Genomic DNA, 18,766 nt, shown 5'->3' with positions numbered 1-18,766 from the left:
AGTGTGGCCGATCACCCTCTCAGGTCGGCTATGTATCGTCGCCTTGGTGAGCCGTTACCCCACCAACTAGCTAATACAACGCAGGTCCATCTGGTAGTGATGCAATTGCACCTTTTAAGTAAATGTCATGCAACATCTACTGTTATGCGGTATTAGCTATCGTTTCCAATAGTTATCCCCCGCTACCAGGCAGGTTACCTACGCGTTACTCACCCGTTCGCAACTCATCCAGAAGAGCAAGCTCCTCCTTCAGCGTTCTACTTGCATGTATTAGGCACGCCGCCAGCGTTCGTCCTGAGCCAGGATCAAACTCTCATTAAAAGTTTGAGTTCTCACTCATTTCTGTCACTGACAGATTTATTGTTTTTTTCATTGTTCAGTACTACAACAGTTGTTGTAGTGCCCTGCACATTGGTTCGTCTTGTTCAGTTTTCAAAGGTCTTTGTCACTCGCTTCTCTCAAGTGACAACTATATTAGTATATCACAGTCGCTTTCGCTTGTCAACACTTTTTTGAAACTTTTTTTATTTTTTTCAATCAGTATTTCTTCTGCAACATACCATAGTCCGTACGGGATTCGAACCCGTGTTACCGCCGTGAAAAGGCGGTGTCTTAACCCCTTGACCAACGGACCTGAGTTGTTATTTTCAACTCTTACTATTATACCCACTTTTTAAACTTTGTCAACTACTTTTTTAAATTTTTTTAAATTTTTTTCGACTTTTTAAAATTTGACTATTTCAGCCCAATATTAAACTCTTTAAACACAATACGTAAGTCTCTTAATACTCTTTGTCGACCTCGGAATCGTTCGTTTCTTAAGACACGTTCTAACTCTTCTTGTTTCTCTTCACTTTGTTTGTTTCTGTAATCTCTTAGGGTTTCATGAAAGAGATAATAGTCATCTAACCACAGACCTCCCTCACTTATACGATGACTAATCTCACCTACTTCTTCATATGGTTCTTTATCATATCTTCGTTTTTGACTTTCTTGTTTACGGATATAATCTAAAATCCGATTCCGGAACTTAGTTTTGAAGTATTTCCTTAAACGAGGAATATCTTCTACTATTCCTTCTTCTCTACTAATCAATTCATGTAAGCAGATCATCCCCTCTTGGTCCCAATCCGATAGCTCCCATAAATGGAGATGATATTCATTTCTACACTTATACACAATGCCTCGGACTTCTTCATACAATTCTTCAATCATATTGTTCCCCTTTCTAGATACAGTCTAACAGATTCAAAAACAGTTTTGTCCTATTTTCCCGTTCTGTTCTCTAAACCGCTTCAACTGCATACAAAAAGAGAGGACTTGCCTCTCTCGGGGTTATTTTTCGTCATTCATTTTTGACTTCACTTCATCATAAGATAATGCATGTGATTCCTCTTCTACTGTTTCAGGCATCTTTCCTGTTTCGTAAAGAGATTTAATTTGTGTACTATCCAATGTTTCGTATTTCAATAATGCTTCTGCAATCAACTTGTGAGTTTCACGATTCGATTGAATAATTTCAGCAGCTTTATTTCTTGCTTCATTTAATAATGAACGAACCTCTTCATCAATTTCATAAGCTGTTTGTTCTGAAATTGATTTTTGAGGGCTCTGTGCACCAAACATAGCATGGTTTCCTTCATATTGTACTGGGCCAAGTTTTTCACTCATACCGTACTCTGTAACCATTGCACGCGCCATCTGAGTAGCTTGTTCAAAGTCATTTGAAGCTCCCGTCGTTTGTACATTAAAGATGATCTCTTCAGCAACACGACCACCCATCAAACCTGCCAATTGCTCTTTCATATCTTCTTTAGAAAGAAGCATTTGATCTTCTTTAGGAAGTGCAATCATGTATCCGCCTGCACGTCCGCGTGGTACGATAGTAACTTTATGAACAACACGGGCATTCGACAAGACTAGACCAACAATGGTATGTCCTGCCTCATGATAGGCAACCAATTCACGTTCTTTTTGTGAAACTGTCTTATCTTTCTTAGAAGGTCCAGCAATAACTCTATCTTCTGCTTCATCAATATCTGAGGCATCGATGATTGATTTATTGCGACGAGCAGCAACTAAAGCTGCTTCATTCAAGACATTCTCTAAATCAGCACCAACAAAGCCAGGAGTTTGTTGAGCCACTAATTTCAAATCAACATCTTCTGCTAAAGGCTTATTCTTAGCATGAACTTTCAAGATTGCTTCGCGCCCCTTAACATCAGGACGGCCAACCAATACTTTTCTATCAAAACGTCCTGGACGCAGAAGGGCAGGGTCAAGTACATCTGAACGGTTTGTCGCAGCAATAACGATAATTCCTTCATTACCCTCAAAACCATCCATCTCAATCAAGAGTTGGTTCAAGGTTTGTTCACGTTCATCATTTCCTCCGCCAAGACCAACTCCACGTTGACGTCCAACAGCATCAATTTCATCGATAAAGATGATAGCTGGTGCTGCTTTTTTTGCATCTTCAAAAAGAGAACGAACACGACTAGCTCCAACTCCGACAAACATTTCTACAAAATCAGAACCTGAGATACTAAAGAATGGAACACCTGCTTCTCCGGCAACTGCTTTAGCAAGCAAAGTCTTACCTGTTCCCGGAGGTCCCTCCAGAAGGACACCTGCTGGAATACGAGCTCCAAGTTTTGTAAATCGTTTTGGATCTTTTAAGAATTCAACAACTTCAACTAGTTCTTGTTTTTCTTCCTCAGCTCCAGCAACATCTGAAAATCTTACTTTAATATCCTCTTTATTTGCAGCTTTAGCCTTACTACGTCCAAAACTCATCGGGTTACGGCTATTATTCCCTCCCATATTTCCCATCATAGAGAATAGGAAGAAGAAAAGAATACCGAATGGCACAATGGATACAAGAATATTAATCCACATACCACTTGAACTTTCATGCTTAACAGTTACTTCCGCTTTATGATCAGAAGCAAGTTTTTGCAATTCAGATACTGTCGTATCTGAAGGAAGAATGATGCTTGAAAATTTCTCTACTGTTGTAGCAGAAGGAGAAAAGAACTGAATGCCTGTTTCTTCTTTACTTGTTTTAGGATTTTTATAGACACCTGAAACTTCGATAACACTGCCATTTGGTTGGTAAGTCAATTCTTTTACATTGTCATCGGTAATTTCTTTTACCAATTCTGTATAATTAATTTGCTCACTTTTCCCTGCAACACTACCTGTACTAAAATACTGGTAGGCTGTAACTAGGAAAAAAATAAGTAATAACCATAGAAAAGGATTTTTAATTAAACCATTATTTTGTTTTTTCATTAAAAATTGTTCTTTCTAATTTGAATACACTTCTTCTTTCAATACTCCAACATAAGGAAGGTTACGATAGTTTTCTTTGTAGTCTAAGCCATAACCTACTACAAACTCATTTGGAATAGTAAAGCAGGTATAGTCTGCCTCAATTTCTACAACACGCCCCTCTGGTTTATCCAACAAGGTTGCAATGTTAACAGAAGCTGCTTCTCTTTCAATAAACATATCTCGCAAATTCTTCAAAGTTTGACCTGTATCAATGATATCCTCTACAAATAGAACATGTCTTCCTTTGATATCTTGAGTCACATCTTGCTTGATATTGATGACACCACTACTTGCTGTTCCACCATGGTAGCTAGAAACCATCATGAAGTCCATTTCAATATGTGTGTCGATATGCTTAACCAATTCAGCCATAAAAGGAATAGATCCTTTTAAAATCCCAACTAAGATTGGATTTTTTCCTGCATAGTCCTTAGTTAATTGAGCACCTAATTTTTTAGCAGCTGCTGTAATTTCATCGTGTGAAACGAGGATTTTTTTAATATCGTTTTCTAACATTTTTTTACCTATCTATTTTTTCTATATAAAGTACAGTGTTCATTATATCATTTTTCGTTTTTTTACTCAAATTACTGGTCGCAATTCCCAAAATTGATACAATTTCACCAAATTGCTCAATAATCAGAGCAGATTTTCGTTTTTCCATAGGGATTTTCAAATCAATAAATAGACGTCTGAGTTTTTTTCTATGCCCATTTTGAATCAAAACATCTCCTGTTTTTCGATGACGAATGAGTATTGATGTTTCTCGTGAAACAGGTATTTGTTGAATTGATTCACCTTCTAAAGGAAGTCCGAAGGAAAATGTGTATCCTTGATAAGTAACCTGATTTTGATAGTGTAACACAAGTTCCTCTTCCTTTTCATCAGCCTGAGGACTGATTTTACAAATCCGAAACTGTTGATACTCTTTTACTAATTCATAACCATTTTTAAGCGGATGACGATACTGGCTTTTAGTTTTTAAAATCTGTCGAACTTCATCAAACTGAGCTTTTGTAAGATTCAAATCTGTAAAACGATTCAGATAAGTTTGAAGTAAAACTCTTTGTGTGGATTCAGAGTAAGACAATAGCTGCTCTACATTTTCTACATCAATATTCTTTGATAATTCAGCTATGGCTATGTCATAATCTAAAATTTCATTACCGATTCTCAATATTGCATCCCTAAATCGAGGATTTTCTTTTTCCAATTCTGGTAAATAAGAGTTTCGAATACGGTTGCGCAAATAATGATTTTCCTGATTTGATATATCTTCAAAGTGAAAAATTGGTGGAAAGTCTTTTTTTTGAAAATGCAAGAAGGGACGAATGATTTCTATCTCTCCGACAACTTGCTTCTCCTTAATTCCTGATAGATAGCGCAAACGAGTGCCTCGAATCAAGCGCATCAAAATCGTTTCCACCTGGTCATCAGCATGGTGAGCAGTGACTAAAGCTGTCGCACCTGTCTTTTTCATGACTTTTTTAAAAAATTCATAACGAAAATCTCGTGCACGCGCTTCTGAAAATTCTCCTGAAAAATTGCTGACATAAATAGGAAGTCCAGCTTCAGCAGCCAACTTCCTTAATTCCTGTTCTTCCCAATCTGATTCTACTCTCTGCTTATGATTCACATGAGCTAGAATCAATTCAATTTCTAACTCTTTTTGATACGTAGATAATACCTTAAATAGAAACATAGAATCTAATCCACCAGAAAGAGCTAGCACCACCTTAGCATATTTTTTGAAATATCCCTTATTAAGAAAATGATTTAAAAAATCTTGTTCTCTCATTTTAGAACCTCATAAACATCTTTGGCTATCTTAGAAATCGTATCATAATCAGAATTCTTTGTGAAAATAGAAAGAATAAATGGAGAATCTGCATAAACAACACCTGTATCATGCTTAAATTCATCCGCATCTCCAATTTTATGAGCTACTTTAACAGAAACACCTTTGGCAATTCGCTCATTATCAAAATCTGTTTTAGTTAAAGATTCCAATACAAATCCATTTTGATTATAAATGGCTTCCATAACCTTCCCAGCCATTTTAGAAGAAATCAATTTTTCTTTTGGATCCCAATCATCTCCCATAATAGCAGACATCTTAGACTTAAATGTGGCATCAGATTGGTTTGAAATGTAATAACCCAATATATTATGAGCTACATTATCAGATTCTTTAGATACTTTTGTGATTAAGTCCTTGAGAGAATACTCTTTATTATCCTCTTTTTTAGGGAGGCTACCACTTCCCTCTGGTTTATAAGAACCTGGAAAATCATTGACTGCAGATACGTATTTTACAGTCGTATCTAACTGATAAAGACCCTCATTTATTTTTTCTTGCGCATAGTAGAGATAAGGGAGTTTCAAAACGCTAGCTGCATACATCTTTTCATCTTGATTGATACCAGCTTCTTTTCCAGTAGTCAGTTGCTTAACATAAATAGAGAATGAATCCTTCTGATATTTTTCCGATAACATTTCTTGGACCTTACTCATCCGATTATCTTCTTCAGAAGTTGATTCTTTAGCTACCCATCCAACCTGATCAATATGTAGAAATTCTCTTCCTTCTACAAACATGGTCTTGTCGATTGATACTTGCGAATAAGCTGATAAGGATGATTTCACTTCTTTTAAATCATAAGGGCTATTATACAGTTTAAAGTCAGATTCTAACCATACTTTTTTTATTGTAGGAGTTACCTCTGACTGGTCATATAAAAATCGTTTGTCTGCAGCTATAAATTGATGGTTAGATAACTTAAATACCGGAATTCCTTGTTTATTTAAGCGCCACTCAGTTATTTGAAAACTTGTTTTGGGAGTCAATTTTCCAGATTCCACTACTAAATCTTCATTCGCATAAACAGGAACCTCTCCATAAACCATGGGAGAACTTAGCTTTTCTCTAAAATAAATACCAAAGTCAGATTGTGAAAGGTAATAAATTTCTTTCGAAGTATAGACTACTTCTTTTTCTGTGCTAACGACTTTTGAAATGGTCAAAAAACTTGGTAGCAACAAAATAATTAAGAATTTACGCATTCTTCCTTTCCTTTTCTCCTTGTAAACGCAATAATTGATTTTTATCAGCCAACTCTTTCAGCTTTTCATCTGATAAACTCAAAAATTGCTCAATTACGTCTAGTAAATTTTCCATTTTATCACCTTTGAAGCAAGTCAGGAATCGTATAAACTATTTCCCTCGACTTAGAATAATAGTACTTCGCTCGTGTATATTTGGCAGCATAATCCTCATCTTTCAACTTGGTAGCAAATGCTGTCTCCTTATCCTTTTCATCACTCAAAGTTTGATACTGAGTTTGCAAGTCTGCTAATTGCTGACGTCGTTGGAGTAATTGCTGATAACTCTGCGCTAAATTAAAAGTTGGCAAGATAAATAATAGCATAATCAAAATCAATACCCACCCCATAAAACGATTCCGTTTTTGTCGTTCTTTCATCAGGTAGCGACGACGTTGATATTCATTTTGAATAAAAGAATTATTCAATTGTACAATATTTTTAGACATTTTCTTCTACCCGTGTTTCACTGATAATTTCATACATGCCTGCTGCATCTTCTTTTTTTGTACTATCTTTCATCTCTAGTACTTTTACAAGTAGCAACTTGTTTCCAAAACGAATTTCAACTTGGTCATTAACTTTCAAATCCGTTGAACTTTTGGCCAAGATTCCATTCACCTTGATTCTGCCTTTATCTGCTACTTCTTTTGCGACTGTACGACGCTTGATAATTCGCGATACTTTTAAATATTTGTCTAATCTCATCCTTATTACCTCAACTTATTATTGTACCATTTTTATCTATTTTATAGAAGAAAAATATCAAATGGAATTTTCTTTCTTAGACTCTTTTATCTCTAATAAACTTTCTCCAAAAATGAGCAGACCTTCTAAAATTTCATAGTCCTTCTTGTTTCGGATGTCAAATACAACTTCCATTAATCCCTTATTCTCAGTTATGGCTGCTTTTAAATTCGTTGCAGATAAAGATTTAAAATAATCTTGAGCCAAAAACAATCGCTGAGTGACTTTTTCAAATTGTACTGTAATCTTATTATCTTTTCTTTCCACACGTTGAACAAAGACCTTGTCAAGATAAGACTTAACCAAACCAATCTCTAAAAGATAGGCTACCACGTCTGGGTACTCTCCAAAGCGGTCCATCAACTCTTCTTGTAACTCTTCATAGTTGGCACGGTTGTCAATTTGACGAATTTTCTTGTAAATTTCAATCTTATGTCGTTGATCAGAAATATAGGTATCAGGAAGATAGGCATCAATTTGTAAAATCAACTCAGCATTCCCTTTGGTTCTTGTGTTCCCATTACCATGTCGTTTAGCAATAGCTTCCTCCAATAATTGCGAATACAATTCAAAACCAACAGAATCAATGAAACCAGACTGGGATTTCCCTAAAAGATTTCCTGCTCCGCGAATCGAAAGATCTCGCATTGCAATCTTAAATCCGGAGCCCAATTCTGTAAATCCTTTGATTGCTTCTAATCTCTTTTCAGATACTTCACTGATTGATTTTTCCGGACGATACATGAGATAAGCATAAGCAATACGATTACTACGACCAACTCTTCCTCTTAACTGATACAAGGTTGACAAGCCCATATGGTCCGCATTTTCAATAAATAAAGTATTGGCATTTGGAATGTCTACCCCTGTCTCAATAATGGTAGTTGTCACCAAGATATCATACTGACCTTCAATGAAATCTAGTAGAGTATTTTCTAACTGAATCTCACTCATTTGCCCATGAACATACCCAATTGAAGCCTCTGGAATCAACTCCTGTAATTCTGAAACCTTCTGATCAATTGTGTCAACTTTATTGTAAAGATAGTAAACTTGACCTCCACGGTCCATTTCACGTAAGACAGCATCACGAATCACACTATCATTCTTTTCCAAAACATAGGTCTGAACAGGATAACGATTAGTCGGCGGAGTTTCAATAACAGACAAATCTCTGATTCCCAGCATAGACATGTGAAGGGTACGAGGAATTGGCGTTGCTGTCAAGGTCAGAACATCTACTTGTTTTTTCAGTTCTTTCAAGGTTTCCTTATGCTTGACACCAAATCGCTGCTCCTCATCAATAATCATTAAGCCCAAATCAGCAAACACAACATCTTTTGACAAAACACGATGTGTTCCAATCAGAATATCAACTTGACCCTTTTTCAATTTTTCAAGTGTTTCAGTCTGCTCTTTTTTACTTCTAAAGCGACTCAACACATCAATATTAACTGCAAAATTTTGGAATCGTTCCTTAAAATTCGTATAGTGCTGTTGCGCTAAAACCGTCGTCGGAACTAGAACGACAACCTGTTTGTGATCATTGACTGCCTTAAAGGCTGCACGCATAGCAACTTCAGTCTTTCCAAAACCAACATCCCCAACTAAAAGTCGATCCATTGGTTGAGAAGCCTGCATATCTCTCTTGATTTCCTCAACACTACGAAGTTGATCATCCGTTTCAACATAAGGGAAGGCATCATCAAAAGCATGTTGATCCTCATCATCAGCTGAGAAAGCAAAACCCTTCAACTGGCTGCGCTCAGAATAAAGTTTGATTAAATCGTCAGCTATATCCTCTACCTGGTTCTTAACTTTTTGCTTGGCTTTTTTGAAATGACCGTCATTTAATTTATTGAGTTTAGGAGCTTTACCGTCACTTGAAACGTATTTGGAAAGTAGATGAATCTGTTCCACTGGGATAGAGATTTGATCCCCGTTTTGGTATTGAACACTGACATAATCACGGTGAATCCCTTTGATTTCAATTGTTTCAATCCCTAGATATTGACCAATTCCATGGATATGGTGAACAACGTAATCTCCTTTTTCAAGTTCATTGTAATCTTTTAATCTCTCTGCGTTTGAAACATGTTGTCTTCGAAAACGACGTTTCAATTTCTTTTGAAAAATCTCATGTTCAGTTATCAATAAAACCTTTTCATCTACAAAATGAAAACCATGTCTGAGATTACCCTCAATTAAGTTTACAGATTCTTTACAAACACTTGACTTATCTCTAGAATCCAATTTAATCTGGTATTCCTCTAAAACATCCTCCAATGTTTTACTTCCCATTGAATTGCTAGACTGCAGGATAATAGTATAATCCATTTTTTTGTATCGCTCAATTTCTTCTTTTAGAAAAGAAAATTGATTGAAAAACTCCTGCATAGGATATTGATTAAATTGATAAATTTGGTCAAACTTGAGATTGCCTAACCCCTTTTGCAGATTAGAGAAAAAGGTAACCGGACTCTGCTTTTTATAGATTTGCTCTGTATCTGCAAAATACTGCATCTCAGAAAATGCTTTACTGTTCTGTAATTCTTCTGTAAAGTATTGTGCTAACTCCCTTTCAAAGACTTCATACTGATTCATCAATTTCTGATAATCATCAAAGAATACTGGGGTATCTTTTTCAATATAGTCAAAGACAGTCCATGTCTTTTCATAGCACAAAGATAAAAACTTCCGTGAATCTGAATGTATTTGTTTTTGGTGAAAACTTGAAAGAATTTCTTCTAGATAGGATTTCAAAATCGGTGATAACGTTTTTGAAATTTGTTTTTCTAAAGCTGACTGTCCTCGTTGATAATCCTTTTCTCTCAAAAGCATATCACTAGCTGGAAAGATAGTGAGTTCTGTCTGATTTTCTTTCGATAATTGTGTTTCGACTTCAAATAACCTAATACCATCAATTTCATCACCAAAAAACTCAATTCGGCAAGGTTCTAACTGGGATATTTCAAAAATATCTAAAATATCTCCTCGTATACTAAACTCTCCCTGAGTTTGTACTTGTGTAACTTTTCGATAGCCTATCTCTTTTAACTGATGGATAAGTGCGTGTTGGTCATATTCTTCACCAACTGTTATTTTTACAATACTATCTTTAAATATATTGGGAGACGGTAAAATCAATCGACTTGCTGCGATATTACAAACTAAAATCCCTTTCTTAGATGAATCAGTCAAAAAACGCAAGGCTTCAACCCGTGAAATGATTTTTTCTTGTGAAGACATCAAAAACTCGACCATAGGGGAGTCATCTACCAAAAATGGATAGATAAGTTCCTCACCCAAGACAGATATAAGATCACTAACAAGTCCTTCTGCTCCTCCATAAGTTGACGTCAATAACACAATCTTATCTTCCTGTCTCAAACTACTAGCAATTGCTAAAGCTTTTGTAGAAGTTGACAATCCTAACATTAATTGTCTTTTCTTATCTGTCAGTTTTTGATGCCATTTTTTTATCTGATCATTTTCTGAGAATAAATCTAATAAGGCCACCATTTATCCGTTATACCTCTGCATCGTTTTTTCAAAGTTTTTCTCTTGTAAATAGTAGTTTACAGAATCGTCAACTTTGTCAATAGACTGTAAAATACCAATATAATCATCCTTGTCAAACTTACTCAAAACATGGTTAACAACTGACATTCCATTTTTAGGTCTTCCGATTCCAATCTTAACACGATTAAATGTCTGGGTTCCAATATGTTGAATAATAGACTTGATACCATTATGACCACCTGCGGATCCCTTTGCTCTTAAGCGAATCTTTCCAACTTCCATGTCAAGGTCATCGTAAATGATGAGTAAATCTTCAATATTCAAACCATAATAAGTTAATAAAGCATGAACCGCTTTTCCACTTTCATTCATAAATGTCGTTGGTTTGACAAGATAAATTTTTTCTCCATTTAGGAAAAAGGATGCTAGGTCAGCTTGAAATATTTTATCATGTGTAAAAGTGACATTCTGTTTCTTCGCTAGTTGGTCAATCAACATAAAACCAACATTGTGTTTTGTTTCAAAATATTTATCCCCTGGATTTCCTAATCCTACAAGTAATTTGGTCATTTATTTTTCCTTTCAAAAGCCAAAAGGGTTGGAATTTTTTTCCAACCTAATTGACACTATTCATTAATTTTTTTTAGACATTAAAGCGGAATTCCATAATATCGCCATCTTGAACAATATATTCTTTTCCTTCTTCACGCAAGCGTCCAGCTTCTTTTACAGCCTTTTCAGATCCGTATTTCACTAGATCCTCATATGACATAGTTACTGCACGAATAAATCCTTTTTCAAAGTCTGAGTGGATAATACCAGCTGCTTGAGGAGCCTTCATACCACGTTTAAAGGTCCAAGCGCGAACTTCTTTTTCACCAGCTGTGAAGTAAGTTCCCAATCCAAGTAAGTGGTAAGCTGCACGAGTCAACTTGTCAACGCCTGACTCTGTCAAACCAAGTGCTTCAAGAAACTCTTGCTTATCTTCTTCGTCTAACTCAGAAATTTCTTCCTCAGCACGCGCAGAAATAACGACTACTTCAGCATTTTCTGTCGCTGCGAATTCACGAATTTGTTTAACATAGTCGATAGAGTCAGGTTCTGAAACAACATCCTCATCCACATTGGCAACATAGAGCACTGGTTTAGTCGTCAAAAGGAAGAGACCTTTGACAACTTTTTGTTCTTCATCTGTAAATTCAATAGTTCGAGCTGATTTTCCATCTTCTAGGACTGGTTTAATCTTTTGAAGAACATTAAACTCAGCTACTGATTCTTTATCTTTTTGCGTACGTGCCATCTTTTCTACACGCGCATAACGCTTATTAACTGATTCTAAGTCAGCAAGAATCAACTCCAGGTTAATAGTATCAATATCTGCAAGTGGATCTACAAAGGCGTCTTCACGTCCTTGCTCGCGCATCACATTTTCATCATCAAAAGCACGAACTACGTGAACAATCGCGTCTACTTCACGGATATTAGCCAAGAATTTATTCCCTAGCCCTTCTCCTTTTGAAGCTCCTTTTACAATTCCTGCGATATCTGTAAATTCAAATGTTGTTGGAACTGTCTTTTTAGGAGTGATCATTTCAGTCAATTTTTGTAGGCGTTCATCTGGAACCTCAACCATTCCAACGTTTGGATCAATCGTCGCAAATGGATAGTTTGCAGCCTCTGCTCCTGCTTTTGTAATTGCATTAAATAGTGTTGATTTACCAACGTTTGGCAAACCAACGATACCTGCTGTTAAAGCCATATTTTCTCATTCTCCGTTTTTATTTCAATCCCTAATATTATAACACAAAAAGGGAAAACTTGCTAACCCTCTAACTGAGGGGTTTCAGTCAATAATTTTATTCATTTTTCGATCAAAATCATAGCGCCCCATCATGACAACATGGTCACAATTGCTACATTTAATTTTGATATCTGCTCCTACACGTGTAATTTCCCAACGATTGGCCTTTTTACCTGTTGACTTGATGGTGCAAGCATGTGGTTTTTTCATTTCAACAAAATTTCCAACTTGATACATACTACTCTCCTTTTCTTTTTCGATTATATCATAAAAGAGGCGAGCCAGGCTCAACCTCTTTCACTTAATTTGTACGAACTGGTGTAATGAGCTGCATGAAGTCTTCATCAGTGTCTGCTGGCACAAGAGTAAATGGACGAACAGCTGAGATAAAGCTAATGGTCACCTTTTCGCTATTTAAAGCCTTAAGAGAATCAATCAAGTAAGTTGGGTTGAAACTAATAGTCAAATCTTCACCAGTCACCTGATCAGTATCGATTTCTTCGTTTACTTTACCAACTTCTGGAGAATGAACATGGGCGCTAACAATACCACCTTTAATTTCAAGCTTCACAGTACCATTTTGAGTCGCACTTGATAAAAGGCGAGCACGCTCCATTGACTGACGTAAGTTTACCACATCAAAAGTAATAGTAGTGTTAAAGTCTGTCGGAATCAAGCGATCTGTATCAGGATAGTTACCTTCTAACAAACGAGTATAGAAGCTAATATTTTCGCTTCTAAAGAGGATTTGATTGTTGGCAAAGAAAATCTCTACAGTTTCAATATCGTCTGTAAATACTGCTGAAAATTCGCGTAGAGAACGGCTAGGAATCACGACATCAAAATCATCACTATTTTTTTCAAGAGTCAATTTTTTCTGGCTTAGACGATGAGAGTCTGTTGCAACTGTTTTTAACTCTTTGTGTTGGCTCAATACAAAATGAACACCTGTTAAAATTGGACGACTTTCTTGTGTACTTGCAGCAAAAGCTGTTTCATTGATAATTTTCTTGAGTAATTTTGTTTCAAGAACCAAAGGAGTGCTTGCTGAAATTTCTTGGATTCGTGGATATTGTTCACTATCTTTTCCTTTTAGGGTAATTTCTGATTTACCGCTGGTTAAAACAATTTGATTTTGTTCAATTTCTTTAAAATCAAGAGTCACATCAGGTAGACTAGATACAACATTGATGAAGAAAGAAGCTTCAAGAAGGATCGAACCTAAAGAAGTAATTAACAAACCAGCATCTTCATTTTTTTGAGAAATAAAATTTTCAATTGAAATTTGACCATTTGAACCAATTAAAGTAACACCTTCATTGGTTACGTCAATTTTTACGGTTGATAAAATAGGAATGGCATTTTTAGAGCTAATAGCTCTCTTAGTAGTATTTAAGGCTTGTAGAAATAAATTTTTATTAATTGAAAAATGAATCATGGATTCTCCTTTATTTATTTTTAGTATTAGAAGGATAATAGTAATAATAGGGTCTGTGAAATCTGTGGAAAACAGACTTTAAACAAGTCATATCAAGTTTTTTGGCTTGTTTAAAAAATGTGGATAAAAAAGATAATAAAGTAAAAGTTATCCACAAGTTATTTAATTTTCTTTTTGATGGATTCAATTTCTAAACGTAAATTATCGTCTTCATCAATCAAAGATTTAATTTTGGCATGGGCATGTATGACTGTTGTGTGATCTTTTCCACCAAATTCCTTCCCAATTTTTGGAAGACTATTATCTGTTAATTCTCTAGATAAATACATGGCTACTTGACGGGCCAAAACAATATTTTGAAGGCGTCTGCTTCCCTTCATTTCTTTGACACTAACACCATAGAAGTTCCCTACTTCAGTTTGGATTTTATCAATTGGAATGACGAGGATTTGGCTAACATCTTGTTTTCGAGCTCTAATAGCTTCTGCAGCGATATCGATAGTGATATCCTTAATCTTCTTCACTCTGGCAATTAAAGTGATGTCGTTTATTGCTCCTTCAAGTTCTCGGACGTTTGAATCAAATTGACCAGCTAGGTATTCTAGGGTATCACTTTGGAAATGGTAGTCTAAATTCTCTGTTTTGCTTTGTAAAATGGCAATACGTGTCTCAAAGTCAGGTGGTGTGATGTTTTGCGTCAAGCCCCAGCTAAAGCGCGTGACAAGTCTTTCTTCAAGGCCCTCTAAGTGTTTAGGGCTACGATCACTAGTCAGAACAATTTGTTTTTGATTGTTATGGAGAACATTGAAAGTATTGAAAAATTCTTCCTGAGTTGCAACTTTTTTTCCACTCAGCGATTGAATATCATCAATTAACAAGAGATCGAGGCTACGGTAGGTTTTTTTGAACTTATCCATTTCACCCAGTCTCAGATGTTCAAGAAAGTCGTTTATAAAGCTTTCAGCAGGAATGTACTTAACACGCGCATCAGGAATATTTTTCAAAATCTCATTCCCAATTGCATTGAGTAAGTGAGTCTTACCAAGGCCAGGTCCTCCATAGATAAAAAGAGGATTATAGGTCAAGGCTAAATCTTCAGAAACAGCCAAAGCGGCTGATACTGCCCAAACATTCCCATCCCCTTGAATAAAATTATCAAAGGTATATTTTTCTTTTAATCCAGTATCCGAATAAGGAATAGATGCTAACTTTGGACTATAGTCATAAAGAGTTGAATTTGGAGCTTCTTCAACTTGTGAGACAGTAGTATCTTGAGGTTTGATGAAAATATAGTGGGGAGTTATCTCAGCATCATAAATCTCAAAACCAGCTACTACAATGATATCTTTTAGTTGTTTTTCCCAGACCATTTCCATTTCAGATCGTGGTAAAAATATAGTGGCAACATTTTCCTCTACCTTGATGAGTTCAGCTTGAATAGCATAGAAATCATACATGGATCGAGTCAGTCTTTCTTGCGCAAATTCTAAGATACGATTCCAAAATTGTTTTTCTTTCAATCCGTTCTCCTCCTTTACTACTTGTTTAAAAGTTTAATGCTAGACTTATTTTACCATAGATAGGAAGAATTTTCCACAAGCTGTGAAAAATAATCCACAATGTTATCAAGTTTTATCCACAGGTTGGGGATAAAATCAGAAACTATTGATTTATTAAGCTTTTTATCGAAAAAAATAGTGGATAACCTTGTGAGATAAAAAAATAAAAGAACAGCCTTATTTCAGGCTGTTGATAATTCTACTGTATTCTTCTTGATTTGAAAAAGAAATAATGATTTTTCCACTATCTTTTTTAGACAGTTTGATTTCTACATCTAATCCGAGTAGTTTTTTTAACTGTTCTTCTTCATTTTGTATGAAATGATCATTTTTTTGCAGTTTCTTTTGTTTTTTCTCTGTCAGAAGAGCTTCTAACTTTCTTACAGAAATATCTTCCTCTATGATTCGTTGAAAGAAATAGTCTTGTTGTTCCTTATTCAACCCAACTAGCGAACGCGCATGAGCTTGTGATAGTTTGCCATTTTCTACTTCTGAGAGGATAGTATCTGGCAAGGAAAGCAAACGAATGGAGTTGCTGATATATGGACGAGACTTTCCCATTTTATCTGCAATTTCAGCATGGGTGAATCCTTTCTCTACGAGAGATTCATAGGCGCGTGCTTCTTCTATTGGATTTAAATTTTCTCTTTGCAAATTTTCAATGATGGACTGGACCATCATCTCTTGGTCTGAAAGCTGTTTAATAACAGCTGGGATAGACCTTAGACCAGCTAAAAGTGAAGCCCGATAGCGTCTTTCTCCTGCAAGGATTTCATAACCAATAACAGGAGATTGACGAACAATAATCGGTTGAATGACCCCATTTTCTTTGATAGACTGTGCTAGTTCATCTAGTTTTTCTCTATCAAATTCTTTTCGAGGTTGATAGGGATTTTTTTGTATATCCGTGATAGAAATCATTTCAAATTTTTCCATGATTCTACACTAACACATCTTTTCTCTTATGTAAAGCTTTCTTTACATAGATGTCAATTAAGATTCTAAATCACCTGAACTCTTGTCAAGTTTAATAGATGTAGTTTCTTCTTTACCGTTACGATAGTAAGTTATCTTAATGGTGTCTCCGATAGAATGATTGTAAAGAGCACTTTGTAAGTCTGTTGATGAAGCAATGTCTTTGTCATCTACTTTTGTAATAACATCGTATTTTTCAAGGTGACCATTGGCAGGCATATTACTTTGTACAGAACGAACAACGACACCAGATGTTACGTTACTTGGAATATTCAGTTTTCTAATGTCACTTGTATTAATATTTGAGAGATTGACCATTTGGATGCCCAAAGCTGGACGAGTCACTTTTCCGTTCTTTTCTAACTGTTCAATAATATTGATAGCATCATTTGCAGGGATTGCAAAACCAAGACCTTCTACAGAGGTTCCTCCATTTGTGGCAATTTTACTTGAGGTAATTCCGATAACCTGTCCTTGAATATTGATTAGTGGGCCACCAGAGTTACCTGGGTTAATAGCAGTATCAGTTTGGATGGCTTTTGTAGAAATGGCTTGTCCATCTTCAGATTTTAAAGATACATTTCGATTAAGACTAGATACGATACCTTGAGTGACAGTATTTGCATATTCAGAACCCAATGGGCTACCAATAGCAATAGCAGTTTCTCCTACGGTTAACTTGCTAGAATCACCAAACTCAGCTACTGTTGTCACTTTTTCTGAAGAGATTTTGACGACAGCAATATCAGAGAAAGTATCCGCTCCGACGATTTCTCCAGGTACTTTAGTCCCATCTGACAATCGAATATCTACTTTGCTGGCGCCATTTATAACGTGATTATTGGTGACAATGTAAGCTTCTTTATCATTCTTCTTATAAATAACCCCAGATCCTTCACTAGAGATTTGCTGAGAATCTGTATCAGTCTCATCATTGCCAAATACGCTATTTTGTCTATTTGCTGAATAAGTAATAACGGATACAACGGCATCTTTTACTTTATTAACAGCCTGTGTTGTTGAATTTTCGTTCTTATAGGCAGTTTGTGTAATAGTACTATTGTTGTTAGAGTTGCTTACACTACTTTTTTGAGTTAGTTGAGCTATTGAAAAACTACCCAAGGCTCCACTAAAAAAGCTAATGACGATAACGACTAATAATTGAAACCCTTTTTTGTAAAATGTTTTTAAATGTTTCATATTTGCCTCCATATTTTTGAATTACTGAAAGTATAAACTGACTAGCTTAATTATAACTTAAACACAAAAGTTTTACACAAACTGTGGATAACTCTTTTAAAACTGTGATTTTCTCGGTTAAAATTAACCTTTTATTTTGTGAATAAGATGTGAAAAAATAGAGAATATGTTAGAATAGAGTCATGAAAATTAAAGTTGTAACAGTTGGAAAACTGAAAGAAAAGTATTTAAAAGATGGTATTGCAGAGTATTCAAAACGAATTTCTCGATTTGCTAAACTTGAAATGATTGAGCTAGCAGATGAAAAAACACCAGATAAGGCCAGTGAGTCAGAAAATCAAAAGATTTTAGAAATAGAAGGTCAGAGAATTTTATCAAAAGTTGCTGACCGTGATTTTGTTATTGTATTGGCTATCGAAGGGAAAACTTTCTCCTCAGAAGAATTTAGTAAACAATTAGAAGAAGCTTCTATAAAAGGATTTTCTACTCTTACCTTTATTATTGGGGGAAGTTTGGGACTGTCATCAGCTGTAAAAAAGAGAGCCAATCTTTCTGTTAGTTTTGGCCGTCTAACTTTGCCCCATCAGTTAATGAGACTGGTTCTTGTTGAACAAATCTATCGGGCTTTTACAATACAGCAGGGATCGCCCTATCATAAATAGAAAATTGACTTTTAATTGAATTTTTGGTAGAATAATTATGTTAGGTCTCATAGCTCAGCTGGATAGAGCATTCGCCTTCTAAGCGAACGGTCGCAGGTTCGAATCCTGCTGGGATCAATATAGTAGCAAAGCTGGGAATTTTCCCGGCTTTTTTCTTAAAAAAGTACACTTTGGGATAAAAAAATGACAGTTGAGAGAATTTTATCTAAAACAAAATTCCATTTTGTATAATAGTTTTTGTAAGTTAGCTTACAAGAAAAAAACATTTTAGGAGATTTTATTATGAAAAACACAGTTAAATTGGAACAGTTTGTAGCCTTGAAGGAAAAAGACTTGCAGGAGATTCAAGGTGGGGAAAGTAGAGTTTCAGACCTCATCCTTGATTTTCTTTTCCAACGAAAAAAGTAATGAAATAAGGAGAAAG

Annotated in this window: 18 protein-coding genes, 2 tRNA genes and 1 rRNA gene; 3 read left to right on the top strand and 18 right to left on the bottom strand. The window is 35.6% G+C overall.

All coding sequences use genetic code 11. The features are described 5' to 3' along the window. The 18 genes from CYK18_RS09270 to htrA all read right to left on the bottom strand — a co-directional run. Nucleotides 1-321: ribosomal RNA gene (locus CYK18_RS09270) — 16S ribosomal RNA — on the bottom strand; the annotation flags it as partial. A 241-nt stretch (nucleotides 322-562) separates the two neighbouring features. Beyond that, a tRNA-Glu gene (locus CYK18_RS09260) sits at nucleotides 563-634 on the bottom strand. 101 nt (nucleotides 635-735) lie between these two features. Further along, a complete protein-coding gene (locus CYK18_RS09255) occupies nucleotides 736-1,215 on the bottom strand; it encodes a sigma-70 family RNA polymerase sigma factor (protein WP_101786276.1) in 480 nt (159 codons plus the stop codon). A 120-nt stretch (nucleotides 1,216-1,335) separates the two neighbouring features. Next, nucleotides 1,336-3,294 carry an ATP-dependent zinc metalloprotease FtsH gene (ftsH, locus tag CYK18_RS09250; RefSeq protein ID WP_000744566.1) on the bottom strand — a complete coding sequence of 653 codons (1,959 nt, stop codon included), beginning with the start codon at nucleotides 3,292-3,294 and terminating at the stop codon, nucleotides 1,336-1,338. A gap of 15 nt (nucleotides 3,295-3,309) precedes the next feature. Further along, on the bottom strand, nucleotides 3,310-3,852 hold the full coding sequence (gene hpt / locus CYK18_RS09245) for a hypoxanthine phosphoribosyltransferase (RefSeq protein WP_033682551.1): 543 nt from the start codon (nucleotides 3,850-3,852) through the stop codon (nucleotides 3,310-3,312). Between the two features lie 4 nt (nucleotides 3,853-3,856). Continuing rightward, on the bottom strand, nucleotides 3,857-5,134 hold the full coding sequence (tilS, locus tag CYK18_RS09240) for a tRNA lysidine(34) synthetase TilS (protein WP_101786275.1): 1,278 nt from the start codon (nucleotides 5,132-5,134) through the stop codon (nucleotides 3,857-3,859). Then, entirely contained in the window at nucleotides 5,131-6,399 is a 1,269-nt protein-coding gene (locus CYK18_RS09235; protein WP_101786273.1) for a serine hydrolase, read from the bottom strand. The genes tilS and CYK18_RS09235 overlap by 4 nt, the downstream gene beginning before the upstream one ends. Continuing rightward, entirely contained in the window at nucleotides 6,392-6,514 is a 123-nt protein-coding gene (locus CYK18_RS11155; RefSeq protein WP_257960191.1) for an SP_0009 family protein, read from the bottom strand. Before CYK18_RS11155 ends, CYK18_RS09235 begins: the two co-directional genes overlap by 8 nt. A 4-nt stretch (nucleotides 6,515-6,518) precedes the next feature. Then, nucleotides 6,519-6,887, bottom strand: coding sequence for a septum formation initiator family protein (locus CYK18_RS09230; protein ID WP_000041912.1), 369 nt, complete (start codon nucleotides 6,885-6,887; stop codon nucleotides 6,519-6,521). Beyond that, complete coding sequence (locus CYK18_RS09225; RefSeq protein WP_001234978.1) at nucleotides 6,880-7,146, bottom strand: RNA-binding S4 domain-containing protein; 267 nt, start codon at nucleotides 7,144-7,146, stop codon at nucleotides 6,880-6,882. The genes CYK18_RS09230 and CYK18_RS09225 overlap by 8 nt, the downstream gene beginning before the upstream one ends. Before the next feature lie 57 nt (nucleotides 7,147-7,203). Further along, nucleotides 7,204-10,707, bottom strand: a complete 3,504-nt coding sequence (gene mfd / locus CYK18_RS09220; protein ID WP_101786271.1) for a transcription-repair coupling factor — start codon at nucleotides 10,705-10,707, stop codon at nucleotides 7,204-7,206. Then, a complete protein-coding gene (gene pth, locus CYK18_RS09215) occupies nucleotides 10,708-11,277 on the bottom strand; it encodes an aminoacyl-tRNA hydrolase (RefSeq protein ID WP_101786269.1) in 570 nt (189 codons plus the stop codon). It abuts the gene before it with no gap. A 73-nt stretch (nucleotides 11,278-11,350) separates the two neighbouring features. After that, nucleotides 11,351-12,466 carry a redox-regulated ATPase YchF gene (ychF, locus tag CYK18_RS09210; protein ID WP_001218713.1) on the bottom strand — a complete coding sequence of 372 codons (1,116 nt, stop codon included), beginning with the start codon at nucleotides 12,464-12,466 and terminating at the stop codon, nucleotides 11,351-11,353. 84 nt (nucleotides 12,467-12,550) lie between these two features. Continuing rightward, nucleotides 12,551-12,745 (bottom strand): DUF951 domain-containing protein, encoded by a 195-nt coding sequence (locus CYK18_RS09205; protein ID WP_000285186.1) that lies wholly within the window; start codon nucleotides 12,743-12,745, stop codon nucleotides 12,551-12,553. Between the two features lie 64 nt (nucleotides 12,746-12,809). After that, complete coding sequence (dnaN, locus tag CYK18_RS09200; protein ID WP_000581174.1) at nucleotides 12,810-13,946, bottom strand: DNA polymerase III subunit beta; 1,137 nt, start codon at nucleotides 13,944-13,946, stop codon at nucleotides 12,810-12,812. A gap of 158 nt (nucleotides 13,947-14,104) precedes the next feature. Continuing rightward, the gene (gene dnaA, locus CYK18_RS09195; protein ID WP_004255267.1) at nucleotides 14,105-15,466 is read right to left on the bottom strand and encodes a chromosomal replication initiator protein DnaA; all 1,362 of its coding nucleotides are present in this window, start codon (nucleotides 15,464-15,466) and stop codon (nucleotides 14,105-14,107) included. A 216-nt stretch (nucleotides 15,467-15,682) separates the two neighbouring features. Then, nucleotides 15,683-16,441, bottom strand: coding sequence for a ParB/RepB/Spo0J family partition protein (locus CYK18_RS09190; protein ID WP_101786267.1), 759 nt, complete (start codon nucleotides 16,439-16,441; stop codon nucleotides 15,683-15,685). A gap of 57 nt (nucleotides 16,442-16,498) precedes the next feature. After that, nucleotides 16,499-17,680 (bottom strand): serine protease HtrA, encoded by a 1,182-nt coding sequence (gene htrA / locus CYK18_RS09185; protein ID WP_101786265.1) that lies wholly within the window; start codon nucleotides 17,678-17,680, stop codon nucleotides 16,499-16,501. A 182-nt stretch (nucleotides 17,681-17,862) separates the two neighbouring features. Here htrA and rlmH point away from each other — a divergent pair, with 182 nt between their 5' ends. The 3 genes from rlmH to comC all read left to right on the top strand — a co-directional run bounded on the left by rlmH (nucleotide 17,863) and on the right by comC (nucleotide 18,750). Beyond that, entirely contained in the window at nucleotides 17,863-18,342 is a 480-nt protein-coding gene (rlmH, locus tag CYK18_RS09180; protein WP_101786263.1) for a 23S rRNA (pseudouridine(1915)-N(3))-methyltransferase RlmH, read from the top strand. A 43-nt stretch (nucleotides 18,343-18,385) separates the two neighbouring features. Continuing rightward, nucleotides 18,386-18,459: transfer RNA gene (locus CYK18_RS09175), tRNA-Arg, on the top strand. Nucleotides 18,460-18,624: 165 nt separating this feature from the next. Then, nucleotides 18,625-18,750, top strand: coding sequence for a competence-stimulating peptide ComC (gene comC / locus CYK18_RS09170; RefSeq protein WP_101786261.1), 126 nt, complete (start codon nucleotides 18,625-18,627; stop codon nucleotides 18,748-18,750). Nucleotides 18,751-18,766 lie beyond the last annotated feature (16 nt).

This window comes from Streptococcus mitis, from assembly GCF_002860865.1.
Taxonomy (GTDB): domain Bacteria; phylum Bacillota; class Bacilli; order Lactobacillales; family Streptococcaceae; genus Streptococcus; species Streptococcus mitis_AT.
Note: the sequence above shows the minus strand (reverse complement) of the source record. Positions and strands in the feature narration are given on the sequence as shown.

Excerpts from the sequence above, each read along its gene's own strand:
- ftsH (WP_000744566.1), bottom strand. The coding sequence starts at position 3,294 with ATGAAAAAACAAAATAATGGTTTAATTAAAAATCCTTTTCTATGGTTA.
- hpt (WP_033682551.1), bottom strand. The coding sequence starts at position 3,852 with ATGTTAGAAAACGATATTAAAAAAATCCTCGTTTCACACGATGAAATT.
- tilS (WP_101786275.1), bottom strand. The coding sequence starts at position 5,134 with ATGAGAGAACAAGATTTTTTAAATCATTTTCTTAATAAGGGATATTTC.
- mfd (WP_101786271.1), bottom strand. The coding sequence starts at position 10,707 with ATGGTGGCCTTATTAGATTTATTCTCAGAAAATGATCAGATAAAAAAA.
- ychF (WP_001218713.1), bottom strand. The coding sequence starts at position 12,466 with ATGGCTTTAACAGCAGGTATCGTTGGTTTGCCAAACGTTGGTAAATCA.
- CYK18_RS09190 (WP_101786267.1), bottom strand. The coding sequence starts at position 16,441 with ATGGAAAAATTTGAAATGATTTCTATCACGGATATACAAAAAAATCCC.
- CYK18_RS09230 (WP_000041912.1), bottom strand. The coding sequence starts at position 6,887 with ATGTCTAAAAATATTGTACAATTGAATAATTCTTTTATTCAAAATGAA.
- CYK18_RS11155 (WP_257960191.1), bottom strand. The coding sequence starts at position 6,514 with ATGGAAAATTTACTAGACGTAATTGAGCAATTTTTGAGTTTATCAGAT.
- comC (WP_101786261.1), top strand. The coding sequence starts at position 18,625 with ATGAAAAACACAGTTAAATTGGAACAGTTTGTAGCCTTGAAGGAAAAA.
- htrA (WP_101786265.1), bottom strand. The coding sequence starts at position 17,680 with ATGAAACATTTAAAAACATTTTACAAAAAAGGGTTTCAATTATTAGTC.
- CYK18_RS09255 (WP_101786276.1), bottom strand. The coding sequence starts at position 1,215 with ATGATTGAAGAATTGTATGAAGAAGTCCGAGGCATTGTGTATAAGTGT.
- rlmH (WP_101786263.1), top strand. The coding sequence starts at position 17,863 with ATGAAAATTAAAGTTGTAACAGTTGGAAAACTGAAAGAAAAGTATTTA.
- pth (WP_101786269.1), bottom strand. The coding sequence starts at position 11,277 with ATGACCAAATTACTTGTAGGATTAGGAAATCCAGGGGATAAATATTTT.
- CYK18_RS09235 (WP_101786273.1), bottom strand. The coding sequence starts at position 6,399 with ATGCGTAAATTCTTAATTATTTTGTTGCTACCAAGTTTTTTGACCATT.
- CYK18_RS09205 (WP_000285186.1), bottom strand. The coding sequence starts at position 12,745 with ATGTATCAAGTTGGAAATTTTGTTGAAATGAAAAAACCACATGCTTGC.
- dnaN (WP_000581174.1), bottom strand. The coding sequence starts at position 13,946 with ATGATTCATTTTTCAATTAATAAAAATTTATTTCTACAAGCCTTAAAT.
- CYK18_RS09225 (WP_001234978.1), bottom strand. The coding sequence starts at position 7,146 with ATGAGATTAGACAAATATTTAAAAGTATCGCGAATTATCAAGCGTCGT.